Here is a 25,106-nt window from a genome sequence, read left to right on the forward strand (position 1 = left end):
TACAATGGGGAAAATCGGAATATATGGGTCATCTTTTGATCCTGTCACGAATGTCCATTTGTGGACGGCGAGCACTGTCGCACATCGCTGTAAGCTTGATAAAGTTATTTTCCTGCCTTGCTCAAGCAAGCGTCGTGACAAACAGTTACATGTTGAAGATCAGCATCGCTGGAGGATGCTGGAGCTTGCAATTGATAACAATCCTAAATTTGTCGCAGATGATTATGAAATGAAACAAGAGGCGTGGAATATTTATACGTATAACACGTTGAATCACTTTAAAGAAGTATTTCCTGAAGATGATATTTACTTTATTATGGGTGCAGATTTGCTCGTTGATATCGGCAAAGGAAAGTGGACGAAGGGCGAGGAGCTAATTTCAGAAAATAAGTTCATTGTAATGGCAAGAAACGGCATTGATATGCTGCAGGCAATAAGTCACTCGCCTATTTTAAGAAATAATGATGATGGTACGACATTTCACCTTCTTGATAAAGGGCTGGCTATGGAAATCAGCTCTACCTACATTCGCGAGGAATTGGCAATGGGCGGAGAACCGCGCTATTTACTGCCAGACTCCTGCTACAGCTATATTAAAGAGAATAGGCTATACGAATAGGTAAAAGCAGCCGTATGAAACATCAGGACGAAGATGTTTCATACGGCTTCCATCCTATAAAAAGCTGTTATTAATTTCGCAGCCTGTAAATTCAATCAGACCAATATTGTTAGTCGTCTTAATGAGAAAGCCATTTTCTAACGTCTCATGTCGGATTGTTTCCTTCCATATACAAGCTGTGCTTGGTTCTCCCTCACTCAAGAGTTGACTGTGATCATAATAACGATGCGTAATATTCTTTTTGATAACTTGATTGCTTAAGAATAAAGATCCTTTGATTGCAAGATTGGCCAGTCCGCGAAATGATTCATTTTTAATCGGACTGCTTGTGTATTGGTGAATAGTTCTCTTGTCATGAGGAAAAAACTCGACCTCCGATTTTAAGGCGAAAGCCATATGTGCATCACCAGAAAGAATAACACACTCAGAAGGGTTCCACTTAGCTATTCTTGTATGAAATTCATGGAAACCGCGACTGTTGAATTTCCACCATTCTAAGTCCATTGTCTCCTGCAGTTTTGGGATATTTTTTGAAACAGGCAGGACAATCTTTTTTAAGAAAGTCTCAATCAGGTCGACGCCGTATAAAGGAGTTGCAGACAAAAGGATAAGAGGTTCCCCTTCTTGCCAGCCAGATTCATTAAGGCTTGATTCAAGCTGGTCCCATGCGTCCTTGTTAATCAGATTGGGGCCGTTTGTCCGGCTGGTAAGGAATGGTGTTATCATCCGTTGTTTTGTGTCAGGATAGAAGCGCTGTGTTCTAGTATCGAGGACAAGTGTAATTGGAGTAGACGGGATCGTATAATGCCAGTTGGCATAGGTCCACATTGAAGAAATCCAATTCTCATATGGAGTTGTTTTATAATTTAAGCCTTGAAGACGGGAATTAATAACAGCTAAAAAAGGGGCAGAAAAAGAATCAGGTGCATTGCCCCAGCCTTGGAAAGCCCAGTAGGCGGTCAGTCCATTTGCGACGGAATGACGGCCAAGAGGAGCAGACCAAACATTTTCCATCCAGTCAGCGGAAATGTTCCAGTCATCTGTTATATCATGATCATCAAAGATCATATAAACAGACATGTTGGCCAACACTCTGCGAATATGAGGCGTGGATGCTGCAAATTGTATCAGGCTTTTGGATTGTTCTTCATATTCTTTCCGTTTTGTGTGCAAAGCTTTGTCTGACTGTAATGATTTGTCGACAAAATACTTATTTTCAGCTAACAGATGATCCAAATTAGGGATTGCTGCTTTTTGTCCGGCTGCTTGCCAAAGAGCGGGACTCCAGCTCAAAAGGTACATCGCTGCATATTCCCCTAACGATAACAAATGATTTGCTGCTTTTCTGGAGGTAAAGCCGCACAGCTCTTTTGTCAGTTCCCCACGACCGTTCACTTGATACATTTTTGTGCTGTATTTTTGGTCAAGCTCCAAAGCTAAATCTTGGAGAGGTTCCTTCTTGCCGATCAATATTTCTCCAAGACTTTGAATGAATGGCGTGATTGGGTCTGCGACATCATCAGCATAGATTTGATCTCCAAGAAGGAAGAGAGAGGATGGCCTTACTTGTAAATCAGACCAGAATTCTGTAAGCAGGCTGTCTCCTTTAATTAATGCATCATTGCCTGTTCCATGCAGCTTTTGGCAAGATCCGTACATAAAGGTGCTTTTATTTTCGGGAATAAAAAAAGAAGGCAATGGATAATCACCGTATACAATGGAATACGGATTATGTGAATCAAGCATTTGGTAGTCACCAAGATGCCATTCTTTGTTTCCATCGCTAAAAAATACATTATAGCCAAGCAGCTGTCCTGTTGGAAAGCTACCTTCTGCTGGTTCAGCCTTCATTAAATATATAAATAAGTTTTTTCCCATTTTGACAAGGGTTGTTTCACTATGAGAACTTATACGTTCTAGAAAGCAAGCATCATTAGACTGCTGAACAGCAAACACTTCGGTTCTTGCTTCCATTGGCTTGCTTAATGCAATCCAGCAGTACAGCTCTTTGCTTTCTGTTCTTCTTAAGATCGGTCCAGCGAGGATATCAGGTAAATGCAAGATAAATCACCGCCCCCTTTTTTGTTATAGGCTATTCACCTAGCACAAAAAGGTGATAACGAAAGGGTGACAATAAATGCCACCCGCTTTCTTTGCATTATTAATAGAAAGAAGTGCTAATAGAAGCACTGCTCGTTGCTGCAGTATTCGTGCTTGAACCTGGCTTCCAGTTAAAGGGAGGCAGTGAGCTTCCAGACAGCTGTATACTGTTTGGGAAGGCTTCAGAGATAGTTTCACTAGTAACACTTGATGAACTGTCAGCATTGCTCTGCTCTTCATTTAGTTCTTGCAGTATGCTCTCGAAAATGTTAGCAATCTGTTCATCCGAGGCCGATTCTAAATCGAAGCCTGCAAGCTGGCCAGACAGATCACTAGATAATGAATCTGTAATAATGGAAGCTTCCGCAGTATCCTCCGTGTTTAAGCTGCTGATTATATTGGAAAGGAATTGACTCATCTGGGCAACAGTGTATTCCTCGCTCATTTGTGAAATCACTGGTGGAGGCATTGTTCCTATAGACATCACCCTTTGAGGCTTAGCACTTTCCAAAGTGTCTGATACTTGTTCAAAAAGGGAGGAGATTTCGTCTTCTGTACTTTCTTCTGTGTCAAATTCTGATAAGAGACTGCTGATGGTTGTATATGCTGTTTGCAAGCTGTCTTGCAGGGGAGTATCTGTCAAGCTGCCGCTCTCTTCTGCCTTCGGTTGCATATTTTTTAGAAATGCTGTTTTTTGTTCAATTGTTAATGCTGGTAAGTCCTTTGTGCTTGTGACGGGCACCTCGCTTCCTTGGCTGCTTGCTGTGAGCATATCTTGGAATGAAGCGATAGAGTCATCTTGAGCAGTGACTGTTTGCACTGCTGATTTTTGCAGCATTTGCAAATAAGCAGAAGCATTACTTACTGATATGGACATAAAAAAACTTCCCTTCTAATAAAAATTCGGAATCTAGTAGTATAGATAAATCCGTATTAATAGTAGAGAGGAAAGCTTAAGATATGCTTAAATTTCTTTTTGTTTAAACTGCAGCATTTTGCTGCATGCGAAGACGATATTCCTTTGGAGAGCAGAGATTATGACGTTTGAACAGCTTATAAAACTGGGCAATATTGCTTATGCCAACATCAAAACTGATTTCCATAATGCTTTTTTCACTTGTTAACAGCAGCAGCTCTGCTCTTTTAATTCGTTTAAGATTCACATAGTCTATAAAGGAAATTCCCATGCTTTTTTTGAAATACTTAATGAAATAGTGATAGCTTAAGTTTAAGATAGAGCAGGCTTCCTCGACAAAAAGCTTATCTTTTAGATGATCTTCAATATAATCTAGCACTGGCTTTAACCGGGTGAAGCTTTCCGCATCGGCAAATTTCAGCAAATTTTGCTCGTCGTTTCTAATGAGCAGCAGCAAAAGCTTTTTTATGGCCGAATTGATGGCAATCTCATATCCCTTTTCCTTTTGCTGTGCCTCCATATAAATCTCCATAATCAGGCTGTATACCTGTTTTTTTACTTGTTCATTTTTTTCAAAAATATAATTTAAATGCTGCAGCGGTGTTGTGACCTCAGAAAAGCAATGCAAATAGGGCAGGATGCTCTGGTCAAAATGCTTCACTAAGTCTACTTGAAACACAATATAGCGCAGATTTCCTTTAGAAGGTTTACATGTCCGGTGGGGCTGGGATGCACCCATAATATAAGTGTCCCCACTTCCAATCACAGTGGATTGATATTGGTGCTGAATCGCTAAATTGCCCTCCATGATTGCGAGAAATTCGACTTCCTTATGAAAATGCCATGTCTCCTGCTCGATAAGCGCAGTATAATCCGGCTCATCATTAATTTCCCAAACCTTTAAAGATAATAACGGATTTTCATAATGAACCACTTCATTAACAGGTTCTTCATATGTATTTTTAACCATTCTCTAAGACCCCCGACAAAAGATATAAATGCATCATCCATTATGGAAGTGTATTTTTTTATTTTCGATAAATGACACAATTGAATAAAAAGAAGCCAATTTTGAGCATTTATTAAATCGCTTTCATTTTTTATAATGATACCATAAATCGGTATTGGAGTGTGGCTAACTTGATAACTATATGGAACGAAAATCGCCATGAAAAAATAAATCCTGTTGTAGCGGAAATTTACCCTGATGGTATACACGGCTGTATTGACAGCGTTCTAAAAAATGCAGGCTTTGATACAAAAACGGCAACCTTGGATGATCCGGAGCACGGCCTGACAGATGAGGTGCTGGAAAACACAGATGTTCTTGTCTGGTGGGGGCATATTGCGCATGGAGAAGTAAAGGACGAAATTGTAGAAAAAGTGCATAAGCGTGTTCTAGATGGAATGGGACTTATCGTCTTGCACTCCGGCCATTTTTCGAAAATATTCAAAAAGCTAATGGGAACAAGCTGTGATTTGAAGTGGAGAGAAGCGGCTGATAAGGAAAGGCTGTGGGTAGTTGCTCCAAGTCATCCGATTGCTGAAGGAATCGGTGAATATATCGAGCTAGAAAAAGAGGAGATGTATGGCGAGCATTTTGATATCCCAGCACCAGATGAGCTGATTTTTACAAGCTGGTTTACAGGCGGAGAAGTGTTCAGAAGCGGCTGTACATACCAAAGAGGGAACGGAAAAATATTTTATTTCAGACCGGGACATGAAACGTATCCTACATATCATCAGAAAGACATTCAACAAGTCATCATTAATGCAGTGAACTGGGCGAAGCCGGTTGCCAGAACACGTCCTGTATACGGGAACAGTCAGCCTTTAGAAAAGTTATAGAAAAAAATCATAGGGGGAAAAAAACATGAGTACATTAAAAATTGGTGTAATTGGCTGCGGGAGCATCGCTCAGCACAGGCATCTGCCTGAATACAGCTGGAATAAGAATGTGGAGATAGTCGCTGTTTGTGATATTAATGAGGAGCGCGCTCTTGAGATTGGCAAAAAATATGGTGCAAAAGCATATACAGATTATACAGAGCTTCTTGCTGTTGCAGAAATCGATGCGGTAAGTGTATGTACACCAAACTATCTGCATGCACCAATTTCTGTTGCTGCATTGAATGCAGGCAAACATGTGCTGTGCGAAAAGCCGATGGCAACCTCATCTGAAGAAGCAGCCCAAATGATAGAAGCAGCCAAAAAGAGCGGAAAAAAATTAATGATCGGGCATAATCAGCGTTTTGTAAAATCACATCAAAAAGCTCGTGAACTAATTAAATCAGGTGAAATTGGCAAATTATACAGTTTCCGCACAGCATTCGGCCATGGTGGTCCGGAGCAATGGAGCGTGGACGGCAAGGGAAGCTGGTTCTTCCAGAAAGAAAAAGCATTCATTGGCGCAATGGGAGACTTAGGTGTTCATAAAACAGACCTTCTCCGCTATATTCTAGGGGAGGAATTCGTTGAGGTTGGAGCCTTTGTGGAAACAAATGCGAAGGATTTTGCCGATGTGGATGATAATGCTGTGTGCGTATTGAAGACAGAAAGCGGAGTAATCGGAACATTGGCGGCAAGCTGGGCTTACACGAGCAAAGAAGATAATTCGACGGTGATTTACGGTGAGAAGGCAATCTTAAGATTGGAAGATCATCCTCAATACTCTTTAATCGTGCAGTATGCTAATGGGGAAACAGTAAACTATGAGCTTGGTAAAATCCAATCAAATGATGAAGGCGGCCAAAATGCAACAGGTGTGATTGATCATTTTGTCGCTTCCATTCTAACGGACAGTGAACCTTTGATTACAGGAGAAGAAGGCAAAAAATCTCTGGAAGTTATATTAGGTGCGATTAAATCAAAAGAGACAAAGCAAATCGCAACAATAAATCAATAAAATATATAGATTAGAAGGAGAGAATGGCAATGAAACTAGGAGTCTTTACAGTCCTGTTTGCGGATAAATCGTTTGAAGAAATGCTTGATGCAGTAAAGGAAGCCGGCCTGCAGGCTGTTGAAATCGGCACAGGAGGCTATCCGGGCAATGCACACTGTGATTTGGACACATTGCTGGAGGATGAAACAAAGAGGCAGGAATATATAAAGAAAGTCGAAGACAGAGGATTAATGATAAGTGCGTTCAGTTGTCACGGCAACCCAATTTCTCCTGAGAAGGAGTTCGCGTTGAAATCTCATGAAACTTTGATGAAAACAATCAAGCTTGCCTCCCTTCTAAATGTGCCTGTTGTTAATTGCTTCTCTGGAACAGCTGGTGATCATGAAGGAGCGAAGTTTCCGAATTGGCCAGTCACTCCATGGCCAACTGAATACAGTGATGTGAAAACATGGCAATGGGAGGAAAAGCTGATTCCTTACTGGAAGGAAGTAGGACAGTACGCAAGTGATCACAATGTGAAAATTGGTCTTGAACTGCATGGCGGATTCTTAGTTCATACTCCATACACACTTTTGAAGCTGCGCGAAGAAACATGTGATGCAATCGGCGCCAACCTTGATCCAAGCCACTTATGGTGGCAGGGCATTGATCCTGTGGGAGCCATTAAAATATTGGCAAAAGCAAATGCAATCCATCATTTCCATGCTAAAGATACGTATATCGACCAGGATAATGCGAATATGTATGGATTGACAGATATGCAGCCATACGGAAATGTACAGTCAAGGGCGTGGACTTTCCGGTCTGTCGGCTGCGGCCATAGTGCTGCAGAATGGTCTGATATGATGAGTGCATTGCGCACATACGGCTATGACTATGTTGTCAGTATCGAGCATGAGGATCCACTTATGTCTATCCGTGAAGGACTGGCAAGAGCTGTATCAACACTTAAGTCAGTTGTTATCGAAGAAGCACCATCTCAAATGTGGTGGGCATAAATACCAATTTAGGAGGATTTAAGCATGACTTCATATAAAGTAGGGATCGTAGGGTGTGGCAATATTTTTCCGATGCATGCACAATCAATCGTAACAAGAGAAGATGCTGAGCTTGTTGCAGTTTGTGATGTAAAAAAAGACCGGGCAGATTCAAAAGCGGCCATTTATAATTGTGCCAGCTACACAGACTATGAAAAGATGTTTGAGCAAGAGTCTCTCGATGTTATCCATATTTGTCTGCCCCATCATTTGCATGCGCCTGTTGCCATTGCTGCAGCAAAAAGAAAGATTCATGTGCTGACAGAAAAGCCGATGTCTATCAGCTTAGAAGATGCAGAAGAGATGGTAGCAGCACATCAGGAAAATGGCACAACATTAGGCGTTATTTTCCAGAATCGTTATAATCCAGGCTCTCAGCTTATTAAGAGGATGCTTGTAAACGGTGAATTGGGTGCGATTAAATCAGGAAAATTATCAGTAACATGGGATCGCTCTGATGAATATTATCAAAAAAGTGATTGGAAAGGTACGTGGGAGAAAGAAGGCGGCGGCGTTATTATCGACCAGGCGATTCACACATTAGATTTGATGAGATGGTTCATTGACAGTGATATTAAATATGTCGATGCAACCATCAGCAACAGAGCTCATGAAATAATTGAAGTAGAGGATTCTGCTGAAGGAGTAATTTCCTTTCAAAACAATGTTGTAGCAGCTTTTCATGCCATCAATTACTACACATATGATGCACCTGTGGAAATAGAGCTGCATTGTGAACAAGGAATTGCTAAAATGGTTGCAGACCGTGCAACTGTTCGTTTGATGGATGGCAGAGAGTTTATCGCTGACAATAATCCGCAAGAAACATTCCATTATGATAATGGTGCAAAGGGCTATTGGGGTGTAAGTCATGTCAAGCAAATCAACAATTTCTATGAGTCTCTAAAATCAGGAGCAGCCCCTGATATTACGGGAACAGATGCATTAAAAACACAAAAAATGATTTGTGCTATCTATGAATCTGGCAAGAAAAGAGAAAGAGTTGTATTCCAACAAAATACATCGCAAAAAGAATTGGCTTAATAGACGAACCTTTGTGAAGACTCAAAGGTAGCTGAAACACTCTGCAATGACATTTGCCAATAGCTATACTAAATTAATTGACTTGATTAAATGAAAGTCAAAAAACAAATTTAGCAGCCATTGTCCAAGCAGAACGTGAATAAATATGAAGAGGATTCCTGATTGGGGGTCCTCTTTCTTAGCTGTCAACAAAAAAAACATGTTTTTCAATTTTTGTAAATAGAAAAAAAGGGTTTGCAAATAGAATAAGAGAATGCTAGTATTGGTGCGAACAATGTGATGAAAGCGTTTGAACTATTAATATATACATGTAGAACACTTAAACTTTTGTGAGGGAAAGAGGTTGGTCAGCTTGAACAAAAAGGATCTATTGCTGTTCATTGGTGACAGCATTACAGAAGCAGGCAGATATGAAGATCCGGAACAGATTGGTTTCAGCTATGTCCGTTATATTAGAGATTATATGGCGATTAATCGGCCAGAGTCTCTCCCAACAATCATCAATAAAGGGATTGGCGGCAATAGAGTCCCTGATTTGGCGGAGCGCTGGGAAGCAGATGTACTGAATCTAAAGCCAGATTATGTATCGATATCAATTGGCATCAATGATGTATGGCGACAGCTGGATTCCCCGCATCAAGAGTCATTGTCGCCAGAACAATTTAAAGAAGTTTATGCTAATTTGATTGAGCAAGTTCGCGCCCGCACAAATGCCAAAGTCATTTTAATGGAGCCGACTGTAATCGAAGAGAATGTAGATGCCCAAGGAAACAGGCTGCTCATACCATATGTAAAAGCAGTACAGGAACTGGCTGAAAGCTATAATGCCGTGCTTGTGCCAACACATACAGCATTTATTGCATATCTTCAAAAAGAGAATCACCAAGTGCTGACAACAGACGGTGTTCATATGAATACAGCTGGAAATATGCTGATGGCACAAACATGGCTTCAAGCCGTCTTAAACTAAATCGAAAAGGAGATAACGAAATGGTGTATACAGCGAATGAAAACCGTTATGAATCGATGAAATATAATCGAGCTGGAAACTCAGGTCTTTTGCTCCCAGCCATCTCTTTAGGGCTTTGGCATAATTTTGGCGGTGTGGATACATATGAAAATGGCCGGGCTATTTTAAGGAAAGCATTTGATTTGGGCATCACCCATTTCGACCTGGCAAATAATTACGGGCCGCCGCCTGGAACAGCGGAAGAGATGTTCGGAAAAATGTTAAAGGATGATTTTGCGCCATATCGGGATGAAATGGTTATTTCCACTAAGGCAGGCTATCATATGTGGCCAGGTCCATATGGTGACTGGGGCTCAAAAAAATATCTTGTTTCCAGTCTTGATCAAAGCTTGAAAAGAATGGGACTTGAGTATGTGGATATCTTTTACTCGCATCGTCCAGATCCAAATACGCCTTTAGAGGAGACGATGTCGGCTCTTGACCTCGTTGTTCGGCAAGGGAAAGCTATGTATGTTGGAATCTCTAACTATAGTGCAGAACAGACTGCAGAAGCAGTCAAAATTCTCAATCGCCTTGGCACTCCGCTGCTTATTCATCAGCCGAAATATTCTCTTTTGGACCGCTGGATAGAAACAGGGCTTCAAGACGTATTAGCAGAAAACGGTGTTGGTTCGATTGCCTTTTGTCCGCTGGCACAAGGTTTGCTGACAAGCAAATACGCAAACGGCATTCCGGAAAATTCAAGGGCTGCAAAACCACAAAGCTTCCTGAAGAAAGACCAGGTTACCGAGGAGTTGGTAGATCGCGTGATGAAATTGAATCAAATTGCATCAAACCGCGGTCAAAGCCTTGCTCAAATGTCTTTAGCATGGGTTCTTCGCCATGGGAAAGTTACTTCTGCTCTCATCGGTGCAAGCCGAGTTAGCCAAGTTGAAGAAAATGTCGCAGCACTGAACAACTTAGATTTTTCGGAGAAAGAGCTTGCAGATATTGATTATATTTTAACTGCTTCCTTCTAGCAGTTACAAAATAACATTGCTGTCTAAATGGCAGCAATGTTTGTTTGCTAAAGACAGAATACAACTGTATTGATAGAAAAAAGGAGAGGAAATCATCATGATAAAAAAACTGTTGTTTGTGTGGAGAATCCCATCATTTCCAATTCTTTTTTTAGCGAATTTCATATTTGGCTTGTCTATGTCATTTTTTGCCCCATTCTCTTCCCTTTTTGGAATTGATGAGGTTGGAATGAGCAATATCGGATTTGGGGTATTTATGACAATTATGGCAATTGGCGGTGTCGTAATCAGCACCATCATTGCCAAAAAATCAGATGCACAATTAAGCAGAAAGAAAATTTTATTATTTACAAGCTTTACAGGCATGCTCGGCTATATAGGCTTTGCCTTTGTCCGGGATTATCTCTTTTTGGCAGTGATAGCCTTTGTTCTGCTTGGTTCGGCAGCTGCCTCTGTGCCGCAGCTGTGGGCCTATGCGCGGGAGGCGCTGTATCATTCTGATGTTCCGAAAGAACAGGTGCCGTTTGTAATGAATGTTTTCAGGATGTTCTTTGCTCTTTCCTGGACAGTAGGACCTGCAGCAGCAGCATGGCTGCTGGCAATAATAGACTTCAAAGGATTGTTTCTGTTAGTTGCAGCAAGCTATGGAATAGGAATGATTGTAATACTGCTTTTCTTGAAGGATATTCCGAAAATTGTTGGTGAAAAGAAGGCTGCCCCTACCGGGGTGAGCTCTTATGTCCGGAAGCCTCATATATTCGGAAACTTGGCTGCTGCTTTGCTTTTAGCAGCTGCAACATCAATTCATATGTTGAATGCTCCGCAATTTGTTACTAAAGTGCTTGGTGGCAGCGAGTTTGATGTTGGGTTAATATTCAGTGTGCCGCCGATTTTTGAAGTACCAATGATGATTGCTGTCGGAATCTTGGCTACAAAGCTTGATAACAGTCTGCTCATAAGGATAGGCTTTGGCATTGCTGCCATTTATTTTACTCTATTCTTTTTTGTTGGCGAACCTTGGCAGATCTATCCACTGCAAATATTAAGTGCTGCACAAGTTTCCATTACTTCAGGAATTGCCATTTCTTATTTTCAGGATTTTATTCCTCAAGCACAAGGAACGGCAACAACACTGTATATGAATTCTACCCAAATCGGCAACACGGTTGGTTATTTGCTGTTTGGCGTTTTAGCAGAAGCGATGAGCTATGGCAATGTCATTATTATTTATGCGATTTTCGCCATTGTTGCCTTACTATGTCTAATCCTTTTCGGAAAGGAAAAGCAAAAAGCACAAACAGCATCGTTTCGGATGGAATAAAGTTTTATGAAAAAGGCAGAGACATAAGTATGTAAATTTGTGTAAACACCGATCTATTTAATCATGTATTGATTAATAGATCGGTTTTTGTGTTTTAGTTTTAATACACTAATTAAAAATCTTAGTGGAATGGAGCGGAGGACACTCAACTCCTGCGGGAAATAGAGGAAAGGATGAGACTACGCAGGCGAAGACGAGGAGGCTCATCTTCCTCCCCGCGGAAAGCGAGTGGCTGGAGCGCAATGAAACGAACTAATTTTAAAGCCGTATTCAATTTAGTCACAAGCTTTATTTTTCAAATTGTAATTTTATTAATCGTGTTTAGACTGGTTATCTTTCGTTTTATCTCAACCTCTTTTTTATAGCCAAATAAAAATTGCAGTAAACTCATAGTAAAAAAATAAATTTATGTATAAAATAAAAGAATCGTTTGAAATTATCCTCAAGCTAGGAGGAGTGTTGTTGGAGTCTCGAAAGGAAAAAGAGAAAAAACAAGTAAAAAAACAGCATTTGCTGCTTGCCAATATCTTGCAGCAAATTTTGAATATTTCCTTGATTTTGCTTGCGTTAATGCTAAGTGTTTTATTATGCAAAGAAATCATTTACTTTGTCGGACATGCAATGGAGCTCCATCAGATAAGCAGCAATTATGAACTGCTTGAAAGAATATTGGTGTTCTTTTTGTACTTTGAGTTTATTGCCCTCATAGTGAAATATTTTCAAGAAAGCTATCACTTTCCATTAAGATACTTTCTTTATATCGGCATCACTGCAATGGTCAGACTTATCATTGTCTACCACGATAATCCATTGCACACACTGCTGTATACCTGTGCTATTCTTGTATTAGTTATCAGCTACTACATAATCTCGGCAGCATCATCAAGGAAACATTAGAAATAGTAAAGAGAAGCTTCAAAGGGGGAGGATGCAAATGAATAGTTCACTTCAGTCGATAGAATATGAAGTTGCACTTCTGGTTCGTTTAATTACGGCAAGCAATCCAAAGCTTGGGAGTCTTGATCGATCCGAATACTTAATATTAAGTGAATTACAGCAAAAAGGGCCGATTGGAATTAATGAAATAGCACACCAGCTGCTGTTAAATATCTCAACTGCCAGCAGACAGGTTAGTAATCTCGAAACGAAAGCTTATATTAAAAGATACCCTGATGCGAATAATGGACGGATAAGCCTGATTGAAATAACAGAAGAAGGACTTGAGGTTCTAAAACGAGTGCAAAAGGCACGCCGTACAGTGTATGGGGATATCTTAAAAGACTGGAAACAGGAAGAAATCGGCCAATTGGATAAATTAATTAGTCGCCTTAATGCTGATTTTAAGAAGTGGGGGCAAGATTAAAAGGGATTCTTACAAAGAGTCTCTTTTTTTCTGCCGTAAAAAAAGATTGATTATTTATTTATATATTGTATAATACAACTTGTTATATACAATATATAAATAACCACAAAAAGGGGGAGGGAAAATGAGTCAGCAAGTTAATACATCTGCATCTGAATCAGAGAAGGTGGCAGTTCCTCCATATTTAATCATTTCCATCTTGACAATATTCGCCATCGGTTCACAGTATTTTTCCAATCTTTCTTATATATTAAACCAAGGTGTGATACAAAATGGTTTGCAGCTTGGAACAAGCAGCCTATTGCTGCCTTCGACCTTATCTAATCTTGGGTTTGCATTTGGTGTGCCTATAGGACCAGTGTTGACAAGGAAATTTGGTTTACGAAAGAACTATTTGCTGTTTACATTTATTTTTCTGATTGGCTCCATTATGGCAGTCCTTACAGAAGATTTATTGTTTCTTATCATCGGGAGGGTTGTCCAAGGAATCAGTGCAGGATTTTTGTTTTTAACGATCTTGCCTGCCAGTCTAAAGTCGTTTCCTAATAAAATCAGGAACACGTTTTTGCTGATGATCATCACAGGTCTGTTCGGTGCTAGCGCTTTAGGTGCTTTATTTGGAGCCGTATCCTTACAGGCCGACGCTTGGCGCTGGCTGTTTGTGCTGAATGTTATAGCTTCTGTTCTGTGTTTATTGGTTGGCTTTTTCGGTTTGCCAAAGCTAGAGCAGAAAGAAGAGCATTTGCCACAGGACAAAACAGGCATATTCCTATGGACGGCTTTGCTAGCGGTGCTTGCCGTTCCATTATGTAATTTAGTGGACAAAGGCTTTTCATCAATCTATGTTTGGCCATTTTTACTAGCAGCTTTCATACTGATGTGCCTATTTATTGTTGTTGATAGAAAGGCCGAAACCCCATTAGTGCCATTTAGAACATTAAAGGCATCAAAGCCTATCTCAGGCACAATCATGGCCATCGCTTCTCATCTGGCATTAGTTTTTGCAATTGCTGGTATTAATGGGTTCTTACGCAATAATTTAGATTTGCCGTTTGTATACTTGTCCCATTTTTATTTCTGGTTTTTCGTCGGTATAGTTGTGACAGCTGTTCTAAAAACGGTTTTATATGACAAATTAGGAGCAGGTATCCTTGGTATTATTGGTTCAATTGCCGTTATTTACGTAAGCATTCAATGGAGAACAATTGATTCAGCAACCTCCTTGCATGAATTATATTTTCAAGTCGCCTGTCTAGGAGCGGGGGTAAGCATGGTATTAGTGGGTGGAGCATTAGGAACTGCTCTTGCAGGAGACATTCACCAAGCCTCCATGCGGTCTGTCACGTTACATTCTATGCGTAACTTTGCCGGTGCCATTGTTTCCCCGTTACTCGCATGGTTTTTAACAAAGCAAAACGCCGTCAATTATGAAATGATTCGCTGGAGCCTGCAAAGTGACAGTTCAGAGTTTAAATTGGAAATGGCAAATTGGACGCGTCGTTTAATGGGGCAGGGGAATTCTGTTGCAGATGCAAAATCATTGGCATCTTATGAACTCGTTGTTCATGCCAAAAAATCTGCTATTTTAGGAGCCTACCATCAGCTTTTCACAATACTGCTAGTTTTAGGTGTAATTATGCTGCTTTCTTCCATCGGTAAAGTTGCCACAGGCAAGGGCAGATCACTTGTTCAAAAACCGTCAAAGGAAGCTGTAAATCACAAGGCGGAAAACATTAGAGTCTAATCAAGATTGGAGAGAAACAGATGAGCAAAGGGAAAATATTATTAATAAACTTCATCGGACTTGTTGTTATATTAGGTCTGATTGCTTTAGGAGCTTATTTTTATTATCAAAACAAAAATTATGTAAAAACAGATGATGCTGTCGTTTCAGCAGATATTACGGAGATTGTGGCGCCAACTTCAGGGGTTCTAACGAGCTGGAACGGGGAAGCTGGAAAAGATTTAAATAAAAAGGAATCAGTAGGAAAGGTAAGCAGTGGGAAGACTGCAAGTAACGTAAACAGTATGGAGGCTGGAACGATTATTAAAAATGAAGCAAAGGCAAATGAGCTTGTTCAAGCAGGGCAGGTGCTCGCTCAAACAGCAGATATGGATCATATGTATGTTTTAGCGAATATTAAGGAAACCGAATTAAAAGACATTGAGATTGGTGATAATGTTGATATAACCGTGGACGGTGATTCAGATGTAATGTTTGACGGAAAGATAGAAGATATCAGCTATGCGACAAACTCTGTCTTTTCTGCATTGCCTTCGCAAAATGCAACAGGGAATTATACGAAAGTGACACAAAAAGTCCAAGTGAAAATTTCCATTCAGAATCCGACAAAAAAAGTGCTGCTCGGTATGAATGCAGAGGTAAAGATATCTATTTAAGAAAAAGGGCAAATCCTAAGAAACTAGCTTAGGGTTTGTCCTTTTTCGTTTTCTTAATATAGTAAAATTAACTTGAGGATGCATGTAAAAGATTGGTATTATAGAAGAAGATTATAGAAAGAGAGAATGCTTCGTATGAGTATGCGTCTAAGAGATTGGGATCAGAATTTAAAGATCCGCCTTGCAGGGGAATCTGTTGTTAATATTACATTTTGGATGTTCTTCCCTTTTTTAGCTATATATTTTACTGATTCCTTCGGAAAATCAACAGCTGGCCTGCTGTTAATATTATCTCAAGTTGTTTCCTGTGCAGCCAATTTGCTCGGAGGCTATTATGCAGATAAATACGGCAGGAAAAGAATGATGGTGCTGTCAGCATTTGCCCAAGGAGCTGCATTCACCGTTTTTGCCTTCTCAAGCTCCCCTTGGCTTGACTCAGCACTGCTAGGGTTTGTGTGCTTTACTGTTGTAAGTATGTTCGGTGCAGTGTATTGGCCGGCAAGTCAGGCAATGATAGCGGATGTAGTGGAAGAGAAGGATCGCAGCGATGTATTTGCGATTTTTTATACGTCGACAAATATTGCAGTCGTGATTGGCCCTATTATTGGCGGTATTTTTTTCGCTGATTACCGATTTGCATTACTGCTGATGGCCGGCGTGCTGAATCTTGTTCTCGGCATTGTTCTTCATTATAAGATCACAGAGACTGCACCCGTTTCCAAAATGCAGGAGAGCGGGCAAGCAAGTAATTGGATTTCTGTGCTCGGCGATCAGCTTAAAGATTATAAGGTAATCATGAATGACCGCATTTTTTTGCTTTTCATCATCGCAGGCGTGCTTGTCGGACAAACCTTCATGCAATTAGATCTCCTGTTTCCAGTGTATATAAATGAAGTGGTGACAGACCAGCCTTTGCTTCAATTCGGTAATTGGTCTTATGTGGTGGAAAGCACAAAGGCATTTGGTCTTGTGCTCGCAGAAAACGGCTTGTTAGTCGCTATCTTTACAATTACAGTTACAAGATGGATGAGTAAATACAAAGAACGGAATGTGTTTATCATATCTTCGTTTATTTATGCCGCTTCTGTGCTGTTATTTAGCCAAACTTCATGGATTTGGGGGCTGCTGCTGGCGATGCTTGTGTTTACGCTGGCAGAGTTGATGACAGCTGGCATACAGCAAGGGTTCATTTCCGAGCTTGCACCAGCTGATAAAAGGGGGAAGTATTATGCCGCTGCAAGTCTGCGCTACACCTTCTCGAAAATGATTGCACCATTGTCCATTCCGATGAGTGCATGGGTGGGCTATACGTGGACATTCTTCTTTATCAGCTTGTTAGCCATATTAAGTGGTGTAATTTATTACCGGCTATTTGTTAAATTCGAACAAAGAAAAATGGAAACAGCTCCTAAATGGTAATTTAGGAGCTGTTTTTTATGCTTCTTTTTGAGCAATGACAAGCTTAATATTGTTTTCACTTGCGAATGCCTGATATTCCTTTGGAGGCTCGGCACCTGTTATTAAGTAGTCAATATCATGCAGAGTGCAGTATGTCATTAATGCATATTTATCAAACTTATGATGGTCAACAAGCAAGTAAACCTCAGCACTTCTTTCGACAACATTCTTTTTAATTTCGCTTTCTAATGGGGAGGAGTTTGTGACACCATTACTGATGGAAATCCCTGTTGATGCCATAAAGGCCTTATTGATGTTATAGGATTTGATAACATCTGTGCTTTGGATGCTTGCAAAGGATTTCGTTTTTCTTTCTAGCACACCGCCAAATGTTATAATATGAAGATTTTCATATGGCAGTGCTTTAATGATGAAATCGAGATTATTTGTAATAATGGAAAGCTGTTTTGTTTTAAGGTACTCCAGCATTTCCAATGTGGTTGTGCCTGAATCAATAAAAATTATATCACCGTCTTGAACGAACTCGGCTGCGTTCTTACCAATCAGCATTTTCTCATCCTTATTGCGTATTTGCCGATCGTTAAAAGAAACGAGTGTCGCATGGTTAACGGCAACCCCGCCATAGACTTTTTTAAGCTCTCCTTCTTCAACAAGCTCCTGTATGTCTCTGCGAATCGTATTTTTAGAGACATTAAATACTTCTACCAGTTCATCTAAAGAAACAGTTTCATGTTCATGCACATAATCCTGAATTTCCTTGATTCGTTTATTCTTCAGCATTTTTCTAGCCACCTTTTATTATTCCGCTATCTTTTATTTAAGTCTGTCTATTATCAAAGCTGCCCTGAAGTTACTTGAATACATTATTAATCCTGCATCCGCAGTTAAAATATGAAAGTCTAGTAACAGCATTTTTTTATTAACTTAGCTAAATTATACCAAAAACTAACCAAGAGTTCACCATAAAAATTAGAAATTTTCTTGTTCGTCACGAGCAAATCTAGGGGGGGATTCAGTTTGGAAAAGGAGGTTGATATATTGATATAAAAAAACCAAGCTGATCATAATCACAGCTTGGCTTTTTGTATCTATTTATTAGTTTTCTGCAAGTTTTGCAGAAGTTTTTTGCTGCACTTTGTTTGGATTGCTTTGAATATCTTCAGCAGGTGTTGCTCGTTTCATAAAGAATGACAGGATTAAAGCAAGAACAACGACGCCGACAGAAATAAGGAATGCATCATTAATTCCTTCCATCATTGCTTTCATCGCAAGCTGCTCTTTAGCTGCCGCAAGTGTTGCCGCATCTGGCTGTACTGTGCTGTTAGCCATAGATTTCATTGCATCTTCTGCCAATTCATTTGCATGTGTTGTAGTGCGGTTGGACATAATGGTGATCATTAATGCAGACCCGATTGCGCCAGAAACTTGCTGCAATGTATTGTTCATTGCTGTGCCGTGCGGATTCAAACGTCCAGGCACTTGATTTAAGCCGTTTGTCATTACTGGCATCATAACCATTGACATCCCGAACATACGGAAAGAATAAATGATGATTAGAGTTGTATAAGATGTGTCCATTGTTAATTTGCTGAACATATATGTTGTAACAGCTGTGATAGCCAACCCGGTTACTGCTAAAATACGGGCACCATATTTATCAAAAAGTTTACCAGTAATTGGCGACATAATTCCCATAATGATTGCCCCAGGTAAAAGCAGCAGTCCTGAATCTAGTGGAGAGATACCTCTAACTGTTTGAATGTACATAGGCATTAACAGCATCGCAGAAAACATGGCAATATTAACTACAATAGAAATCGCTGCTGATAATGCAAATAACGGATATTTAAAAATCCTGAATTCAAGCATTGGATTTGGAATTTTAAGCTGTCTTACAATGAAGAGAACTAAACTTAGGAAACCAATAATCAATGTTCCATAAACATACGGGCTGTCCCAGCCTTTGTTGCCGGCAGTGCTGAATCCGTACAGCAGACCGCCAAAGCCTAATGTTGACAGAATGACAGAAAGGGTGTCGATAGAAATATCTACTTTATCCTTTTTATCCTTTAATTTCACAATGGCAAGTACCAAAACAAGAATGGCAATTGGTGCGATTACACGGAATAAAACATGCCAATGGAAGTGCTCTACGATATAACCAGACAATGTCGGACCAATTGCTGGTGCGAAAATCATAACTAAGCCGAATACTCCCATTGCACTTCCGCGTTTTTCAACAGGGAAGCTTGTAAGCAGGAAGTTCATCAATACTGGCATCATAATCGCAGAACCAGAAGCTTGGACCATACGTGCTGCCAACAGAACCGGGAACGATCCTGAGAAGCCTGCCACAAGTGTACCAATGGTAAACAATGACATCGCTGTGATAAACAGGCGTCTAATGGAATATCTTTGAATTAAAAAAGCCGTTGTCGGAATCATAATTCCGTTAACGAGCATGTAGCCTGTAACGAGCCATTGCCCGACAGAAGCATCAATATCAAAGTCCTTATTAATAGAAGGCAATGCTATATTTAATAATGTTGAGTTTAAGATAGCAACAAAAGCCCCGGCCATCAGAATGGCGATAATGCCATATGGTGGCTTTTTCGTATTTTGTGTTGCTGTGTTGTTCATGAAATGTTTTCCTCCTTATGAACCTTTAGTTCATTTTTTATACAATTGTTCTAGGCTTAAATAATAATATACTGGCAGTATAAATTTTGCAATAAAAAATGTTTAGGTTTACTAAAAAATAAATTTTGTTGGATTATTTTTCCTGTTGGATAGCGAGAGCGAGGCTTAATGGTAACGTTTTCTTTGCTGATTTCTTGAAATTATTTACCGAATAGGTTAGTATGTTTTTTGAACTGTCAGTATAATTTCCCTAAGGTGATGAATATGAATAATCGGAAAAAGCATGTATTGAATAAAGCTCATGAGCTATTTATTGAAAAAGGATTCCAAGCCACATCCATTCAAGAAATTCTAGAAAGTAGCGGAATCTCGAAAGGAACCTTTTACAACTATTTTTCAAGTAAAAATGAACTGCTGATTTCTATTTTTAAGGATATATACACTGAACTTGGCGAGAAGCGCAAACAGCTTATGATTGGTCAAGATAAAGCTTCATTGGCAATTTTTATTCAGCAAATTGAATTGTTAATTAACACGAACAACCAGTATAAGATTATCTCTCTTTTTGAAGAAATTTTATTTACGAATGATCCGGAGCTCAAGCAATTTTTGAACAGGAGGAGAATTCAGGAATTAAACTGGCTGTATAAGCGGCTAATGGATATTTGCGGAATTGATAAAAAACCGTATCTGCTTGATTGTGCCGTCATGTTGACTGGCAACCTTCATAATATGATCTTTTTCTATTCGTTAGATCAACAGCGGCAAATAGATGTTCATAAAATTGTACAGTACAGTGTTAATAGAATAATTGCGATGACAGAGGATGTTGCGAAGACTGGCGAACGAGTGCTTGCTCCTGAATTGCTGTTAAAATGGCTGTCAGACAGCGCCGAAAGTGACAGGCATACAGATAGTAAAAATATTTCCTGTATGATTGAATCTTTAAAGCTAATGGTTAGAAACAGTGTGCAAAATGTGGAAGATCAGAAAAAATATGAGGAATTAATCGATTTTGTGGAGGAAGAGCTGGCAGAGCCGGAAAATCGCCGCAAGCATCTTGTCGATATGGCAATAGGTGAGTTAAAATCTTCAATCAGCGACAGTGAATGCCATAAAGCAGTTTGTTTACTAGAAGAAAAAGTGCTGACAATGGAATAAGCAATGGAGTGGCCTGAAATCCGCAAATCGAGATTTTAGGCTTTTTTTTATTAAGTTACTTGCTTTATTAATAAATATGCTGATTAGATTTTGCACGATTAGGGAAATTTAAACGATATAACAAGAAAGTGGGTTTGATTTAAAGTGGAGTTTTTTTTAGCAATTCTTCCTGCTCTGTTTTGGGGCAGCATCGTATTAATTAATGTGAAAATAGGGGGCGGGGCATACAGTCAGACATTAGGTACAACAATTGGTGCACTTCTTTTCTCTGCTGTAGTTTATTTGATTGCAAGACCGGAGCTGTCCCTTCTTATTCTTATTGTCGGTATATGTTCAGGTATCTTTTGGGCAATTGGGCAAAGCAATCAATTTAAATCAATTGAATATATTGGGGTTTCAAAGACAATGCCAATTTCAACTGGTTTGCAGATTGTATCAACAACCTTGTTTGGTGTCCTAGTATTTCGTGAGTGGACAACTGCTACTACCATTATTCTTGGCATTATTGCCATTCTTTGTATATTAGCAGGGATAATTTTAACTACATATGATCAGAAGAGAAGTGCAGATGAGTCTGCCAAACTGAAAAAGGGGACAGTTACCTTACTGATTTCTACTTTAGGGTATTTAGGCTATGTTGTAATCGCAAGACTGTTTTCTGTTGATGGCTGGTCAGCACTCTTCCCTCAGTCAATCGGAATGGTGATTGGCGGACTTGTTATTACATATAAACATAAGCCATTCAATCTTTATGCATTAAAGAATATATTGCCTGGTTTGTTTTGGGCAGCTGGAAATATGTTTTTGTTTATTTCGCAGCCAAAGGTCGGCGTGGCAATCAGCTATTCTTTATCCCAGACAGGTGTAGTTATTTCTACCCTAGGCGGAATCTTCTTATTAGGAGAAAAGAAAACAAAGCGCCAGCTTGTCTTTGTTGCGGTTGGGATTATCCTCATTATTGCAGGGGTCATCTGTTTAGGCATCGCGAAAAAATAACAAGGAGGAACTTTCCGTGTATACTGACTTAAAAGGTAAAGTAGTGGCAATTACAGGAGCATCGACGGGCTTGGGCCGTGCAATGGCAATCAGATTTGGTAAAGAGGGGGCTAATGTTGTCATCAATTATTTTTCTGATGACAACGAGGCATCAGCTGTCAAAAAAGAAGTCGAAGAAGCAGGCGGACAAGCTGTCATTATTCAAGGTGATGTCACAAAGGAGCAAGATGTCATCAATCTTGTTAAAACTGCGCATGACCACTTTGGAAAGTTAGATATAATGATAAATAATGCAGGAATTGAGAATCCAGTGCCATCCCATGAGATGACATTAGACAATTGGGAAAAGGTAATCGGCACAAATTTGACTGGTGCGTTTCTTGGCAGCAGGGAAGCGATAAAGTATTTTGTTGAGCATGATATTAAGGGCAATGTAATCAATATGTCAAGCGTTCATGAAATGATTCCGTGGCCGACATTTGTTCATTATGCAGCAAGTAAAGGCGGGGTGAAGCTGATGACAGAAACACTTGCCCTTGAGTATGCTCCAAAAGGAATACGTGTAAATAATATCGGGCCTGGTGCCATTAACACTCCTATTAATGCAGAAAAGTTTGCCGATCCTGCCAAGCGAAAAGATGTGGAAAGTATGATACCATTAGGCTATATAGGAAAGCCGGAAGAAATCGCTGCCGTTGCTGCTTGGCTTGCATCTGATGAGTCCAGCTATGTGACAGGGATAACTTTGTTTGCAGACGGCGGTATGACAAAATATCCGTCTTTCCAGGCTGGGAGAGGCTAAAATAGTTAACAAACAACACTGATATCCTCTGCATTGACCGTTATACTCCCTGTTGATAGAATGGGAGTTAGTATTTTATAGGAAAGAATTCGGGTTTTGTTATAAGGATATAGGTGGAGATACAATGATGGAAAAACCGGCAAATTCATATACGGAAAGCTGGCTGGCATTATCAAGCTTACAAGGTGCAATAGCGACGGAGCTTGAACATGTCCTGCAGCATCAGCATAAGCTTTCACTTAGAGAGTTTTATGTGCTTCTTTATTTGTCAAAAGCACCAGAGCATAAGCTTAGACTTCAACAGCTTCAAGATATGGTGGGCTTGAGCCAAAGTGCCTTATCAAGGCTTGTGACAAGACTTGAAGCGAAGGAATGCGGAGCCCTGCAGCGACATCTGTGCACAGATGATCGGAGGGGAATTTACACCGCATTGACTGAGTATGGTAAAGACAAGTTTGTGAAAGCAAATGAGACTTTTTCTAACACACTGGCAGCTATACTGGAAAAGACAGAAACAAAAAATGACCTTAGTTCCATATTGCAAATGATGATTGGAAAGAAGTAAAAGCTGATAAGCACATGTCCGCTTTTACTTCTTTCCTTTTTTTATATTTTGTTGTAACTTTTTCCATTCAGTTTTCGCCCTATTAGAAGAAGACAGACTAAGGGGATGTGCTCGTTTGCGAAGGATAATCTTACTGCTTTTTTTCTTTGTATTGCTAATAGGCTGTTCAAACATTCAGCCTGCCATGAATGAACCACCTAGTCTTTTTATTGTTATGGACGATATCCGGCATGAAACGAAGCTTGGCAGCTACTGCTGGTCAAATGGCGGAAGCGGTGTTTGTGCAGATACAGCTGGACCGTTGGAGCTGCTCAAGGATGAAACACCGAAAAAGGTCAAAGCTAATCAAAGGATAAAATTTGAATTTGATTATGAAAATCCTTCTGAAGGGAGCTTACAACAAATACAGTCTGAAAATAAAGAAACAACAGTATTAAAAGCTGGTGGCCAAATGAAGGCTCCGCAAGAAGCGGGAATCTACTATTTTGTGTACTCTGCTTTGTGGACAGATGAGGATAGTCCTAATGGAGATGCACTATATGCTTTTGCTATTGAAGTGGAATAGGTTTGGGAGAAAACGGGTATCTTGTATGTGGAAAAAAAGAGAGAGCTATTTCAAGTTATTTTATTTGACCATCTAGAACAGGAATGATAATTTATATGCATGAGCATGCATTTTGAAAAAGAAAGAAGGAATATAACGATGGAACATTTATTTTCTCCATACTCTTACAAAAGCTTAGAGCTAAAAAACAGAGTTGTTATGCCGCCAATGTGCCAATATTCTGTGACGAAAAAGGACGGAATTGCAACAGATTGGCATTACGTTCATTATGTAAGCAGAGCAATCGGTGGTGCGAGTTTAATCATTATTGAAATGACAGATGTTGAACCAGACGGAAGGATTACTGACTATGATTTAGGATTATGGTCTGATGAGCAAATTGCTCCACTTGCAAGAATAGTGGATGCTTGTCATCAACACGGTGCGAAAGTGGGCATTCAAATTGCTCATGCTGGTCGCAAAGCAGAAGATGCAGAGCTTCCAGTCGCTCCATCGCCAATTCCATTTGACGAAAACTCGAAAACACCTAGAGAGCTAACAACAGATGAAGTAAAAGGGATGGTAGAGAAATTCCGTGCTGCAGTGGAGCGTGCTGTAAAAGCGGGCGTTGACACAATTGAGCTTCATGGTGCACATGGCTATTTAATTCACCAATTCCAATCAAAGCTGACAAATAAACGGGAAGATGAGTATGGTCAAGATCGTACGAAATTTGGTGTGGAAGTTATCAAAGCAGCTAAGAGTGCTATGCCGGAAGATATGCCTTTAATTTTGCGCATTTCTGCGAAAGAATATGTGGAAGGCGGCTACGAGGTGGAAGAAAGCATCGAGTTTTCGAAAGCGTATGTGGATGCAGGTGTGGATATATTCCATATAAGTGCAGGCGGAGAAGGCCCGATTGCAGCAGCAGGAAAACCTGGCACACATGTTGCTTACCAAGTGCCGTTCGCACGAGCATATAAACAGGCATTTAATCTTCCTGTCATTGCTGTAGGCAGATTGGATGAAGCAGCTCTTGCTAATTCAGTTATTGGAAATGAAGATGCAGAACTTGTTGCAGTTGGAAGAGGAATGTTAAGAAATCCTTACTGGGCATTAGAAGCAGCTGCTCAGTTAAGGAAGGAAACAGCAATTCCACAACAATATGTACCAGGGTTCCCAAGATAATTATTCAAAAAGGTGCATAGCTATATGCATCTTTTTTCGTGCAGAAAAAGGATACGCTTCCTATTTGTAGAATAATATAGTGGCATTACATAGGAAG

The 25,106-nt window shown here is 40.0% G+C and carries 24 protein-coding genes; 19 read left to right on the forward strand and 5 right to left on the reverse strand.

Annotated features, from left to right (window positions below):
- Window positions 1–4 precede the first annotated feature (4 nt).
- On the forward strand, window positions 5–619 hold the full coding sequence (gene nadD, locus L8T27_RS05755; protein ID WP_233317811.1) for a nicotinate (nicotinamide) nucleotide adenylyltransferase: 615 nt from the start codon (window positions 5–7) through the stop codon (window positions 617–619).
- 54 nt (window positions 620–673) lie between these two features.
- Here nadD and L8T27_RS05760 read toward each other — a convergent pair whose 3' ends face one another.
- The 3 genes from L8T27_RS05760 to L8T27_RS05770 all read right to left on the reverse strand — a co-directional run bounded on the left by L8T27_RS05760 (window position 674) and on the right by L8T27_RS05770 (window position 4,605).
- A complete protein-coding gene (locus L8T27_RS05760) occupies window positions 674–2,680 on the reverse strand; it encodes a metallophosphoesterase family protein (RefSeq protein ID WP_237941102.1) in 2,007 nt (668 codons plus the stop codon).
- A 100-nt stretch (window positions 2,681–2,780) separates the two neighbouring features.
- Window positions 2,781–3,596 (reverse strand): hypothetical protein, encoded by an 816-nt coding sequence (locus L8T27_RS05765; protein WP_237941103.1) that lies wholly within the window; start codon window positions 3,594–3,596, stop codon window positions 2,781–2,783.
- 103 nt (window positions 3,597–3,699) lie between these two features.
- Window positions 3,700–4,605, reverse strand: coding sequence for an AraC family transcriptional regulator (locus tag L8T27_RS05770; RefSeq protein ID WP_233317801.1), 906 nt, complete (start codon window positions 4,603–4,605; stop codon window positions 3,700–3,702).
- Window positions 4,606–4,775: 170 nt separating this feature from the next.
- On the opposite strand from L8T27_RS05770, the gene L8T27_RS05775 reads away from it, so the two are divergent.
- The 12 genes from L8T27_RS05775 (at window position 4,776) to L8T27_RS05830 (ending at window position 17,113) form a co-directional block, all read left to right on the forward strand.
- Window positions 4,776–5,483, forward strand: coding sequence for a ThuA domain-containing protein (locus L8T27_RS05775; RefSeq protein ID WP_245399847.1), 708 nt, complete (start codon window positions 4,776–4,778; stop codon window positions 5,481–5,483).
- A gap of 25 nt (window positions 5,484–5,508) precedes the next feature.
- A complete protein-coding gene (locus L8T27_RS05780; RefSeq protein WP_233317796.1) occupies window positions 5,509–6,540 on the forward strand; it encodes a Gfo/Idh/MocA family protein in 1,032 nt (343 codons plus the stop codon).
- Between the two features lie 29 nt (window positions 6,541–6,569).
- Entirely contained in the window at window positions 6,570–7,538 is a 969-nt protein-coding gene (locus L8T27_RS05785) for a sugar phosphate isomerase/epimerase family protein (protein WP_237941105.1), read from the forward strand.
- A 24-nt stretch (window positions 7,539–7,562) separates the two neighbouring features.
- Window positions 7,563–8,621 (forward strand): Gfo/Idh/MocA family protein, encoded by a 1,059-nt coding sequence (locus tag L8T27_RS05790; RefSeq protein WP_233317789.1) that lies wholly within the window; start codon window positions 7,563–7,565, stop codon window positions 8,619–8,621.
- A gap of 352 nt (window positions 8,622–8,973) precedes the next feature.
- Window positions 8,974–9,591 carry an SGNH/GDSL hydrolase family protein gene (locus L8T27_RS05795; protein ID WP_233317787.1) on the forward strand — a complete coding sequence of 206 codons (618 nt, stop codon included), beginning with the start codon at window positions 8,974–8,976 and terminating at the stop codon, window positions 9,589–9,591.
- A gap of 20 nt (window positions 9,592–9,611) precedes the next feature.
- Window positions 9,612–10,610: an L-glyceraldehyde 3-phosphate reductase gene (mgrA, locus tag L8T27_RS05800; RefSeq protein ID WP_237941106.1), complete on the forward strand. Its 999-nt coding sequence runs from the start codon at window positions 9,612–9,614 to the stop codon at window positions 10,608–10,610.
- 97 nt (window positions 10,611–10,707) lie between these two features.
- Window positions 10,708–11,931, forward strand: coding sequence for a sugar efflux transporter (locus L8T27_RS05805; RefSeq protein WP_237941107.1), 1,224 nt, complete (start codon window positions 10,708–10,710; stop codon window positions 11,929–11,931).
- 456 nt (window positions 11,932–12,387) lie between these two features.
- Window positions 12,388–12,828, forward strand: coding sequence for a phosphate-starvation-inducible protein PsiE (psiE, locus tag L8T27_RS05810; protein WP_396953772.1), 441 nt, complete (start codon window positions 12,388–12,390; stop codon window positions 12,826–12,828).
- 37 nt (window positions 12,829–12,865) lie between these two features.
- Complete coding sequence (locus L8T27_RS05815; RefSeq protein ID WP_233317776.1) at window positions 12,866–13,294, forward strand: MarR family winged helix-turn-helix transcriptional regulator; 429 nt, start codon at window positions 12,866–12,868, stop codon at window positions 13,292–13,294.
- Between the two features lie 124 nt (window positions 13,295–13,418).
- The gene (locus L8T27_RS05820; RefSeq protein ID WP_237941108.1) at window positions 13,419–15,038 is read left to right on the forward strand and encodes an MFS transporter; all 1,620 of its coding nucleotides are present in this window, start codon (window positions 13,419–13,421) and stop codon (window positions 15,036–15,038) included.
- A gap of 20 nt (window positions 15,039–15,058) precedes the next feature.
- On the forward strand, window positions 15,059–15,694 hold the full coding sequence (locus L8T27_RS05825) for a biotin/lipoyl-containing protein (protein WP_233317771.1): 636 nt from the start codon (window positions 15,059–15,061) through the stop codon (window positions 15,692–15,694).
- A gap of 141 nt (window positions 15,695–15,835) precedes the next feature.
- Window positions 15,836–17,113 (forward strand): MDR family MFS transporter, encoded by a 1,278-nt coding sequence (locus tag L8T27_RS05830; RefSeq protein WP_237942263.1) that lies wholly within the window; start codon window positions 15,836–15,838, stop codon window positions 17,111–17,113.
- Window positions 17,114–17,128: 15 nt separating this feature from the next.
- On the opposite strand, the gene L8T27_RS05835 is transcribed toward L8T27_RS05830, so the two are convergent.
- Window positions 17,129–17,893: a DeoR/GlpR family DNA-binding transcription regulator gene (locus L8T27_RS05835; RefSeq protein ID WP_237941109.1), complete on the reverse strand. Its 765-nt coding sequence runs from the start codon at window positions 17,891–17,893 to the stop codon at window positions 17,129–17,131.
- 315 nt (window positions 17,894–18,208) lie between these two features.
- A complete protein-coding gene (locus L8T27_RS05840) occupies window positions 18,209–19,753 on the reverse strand; it encodes a DHA2 family efflux MFS transporter permease subunit (protein WP_233317768.1) in 1,545 nt (514 codons plus the stop codon).
- 264 nt (window positions 19,754–20,017) lie between these two features.
- Here L8T27_RS05840 and L8T27_RS05845 point away from each other — a divergent pair, with 264 nt between their 5' ends.
- The 6 genes from L8T27_RS05845 to L8T27_RS05870 all read left to right on the forward strand — a co-directional run bounded on the left by L8T27_RS05845 (window position 20,018) and on the right by L8T27_RS05870 (window position 25,009).
- The gene (locus tag L8T27_RS05845) at window positions 20,018–20,914 is read left to right on the forward strand and encodes a TetR/AcrR family transcriptional regulator (protein WP_233317766.1); all 897 of its coding nucleotides are present in this window, start codon (window positions 20,018–20,020) and stop codon (window positions 20,912–20,914) included.
- Between the two features lie 144 nt (window positions 20,915–21,058).
- Complete coding sequence (locus L8T27_RS05850; RefSeq protein WP_233317765.1) at window positions 21,059–21,910, forward strand: GRP family sugar transporter; 852 nt, start codon at window positions 21,059–21,061, stop codon at window positions 21,908–21,910.
- A gap of 16 nt (window positions 21,911–21,926) precedes the next feature.
- A complete protein-coding gene (gdh, locus tag L8T27_RS05855) occupies window positions 21,927–22,712 on the forward strand; it encodes a glucose 1-dehydrogenase (RefSeq protein ID WP_237941110.1) in 786 nt (261 codons plus the stop codon).
- Between the two features lie 124 nt (window positions 22,713–22,836).
- Window positions 22,837–23,277: a MarR family winged helix-turn-helix transcriptional regulator gene (locus L8T27_RS05860; RefSeq protein WP_237941111.1), complete on the forward strand. Its 441-nt coding sequence runs from the start codon at window positions 22,837–22,839 to the stop codon at window positions 23,275–23,277.
- Between the two features lie 115 nt (window positions 23,278–23,392).
- Window positions 23,393–23,842: a hypothetical protein gene (locus L8T27_RS05865; protein ID WP_237941112.1), complete on the forward strand. Its 450-nt coding sequence runs from the start codon at window positions 23,393–23,395 to the stop codon at window positions 23,840–23,842.
- A 138-nt stretch (window positions 23,843–23,980) separates the two neighbouring features.
- Entirely contained in the window at window positions 23,981–25,009 is a 1,029-nt protein-coding gene (locus L8T27_RS05870; RefSeq protein WP_233317756.1) for an NADH:flavin oxidoreductase/NADH oxidase, read from the forward strand.
- The last annotated feature ends 97 nt before the right edge of the window (window positions 25,010–25,106 follow it).

It is taken from the genome of Niallia sp. Man26 (assembly GCF_022049065.2).
GTDB lineage: Bacteria > Bacillota > Bacilli > Bacillales > Cytobacillaceae > Niallia.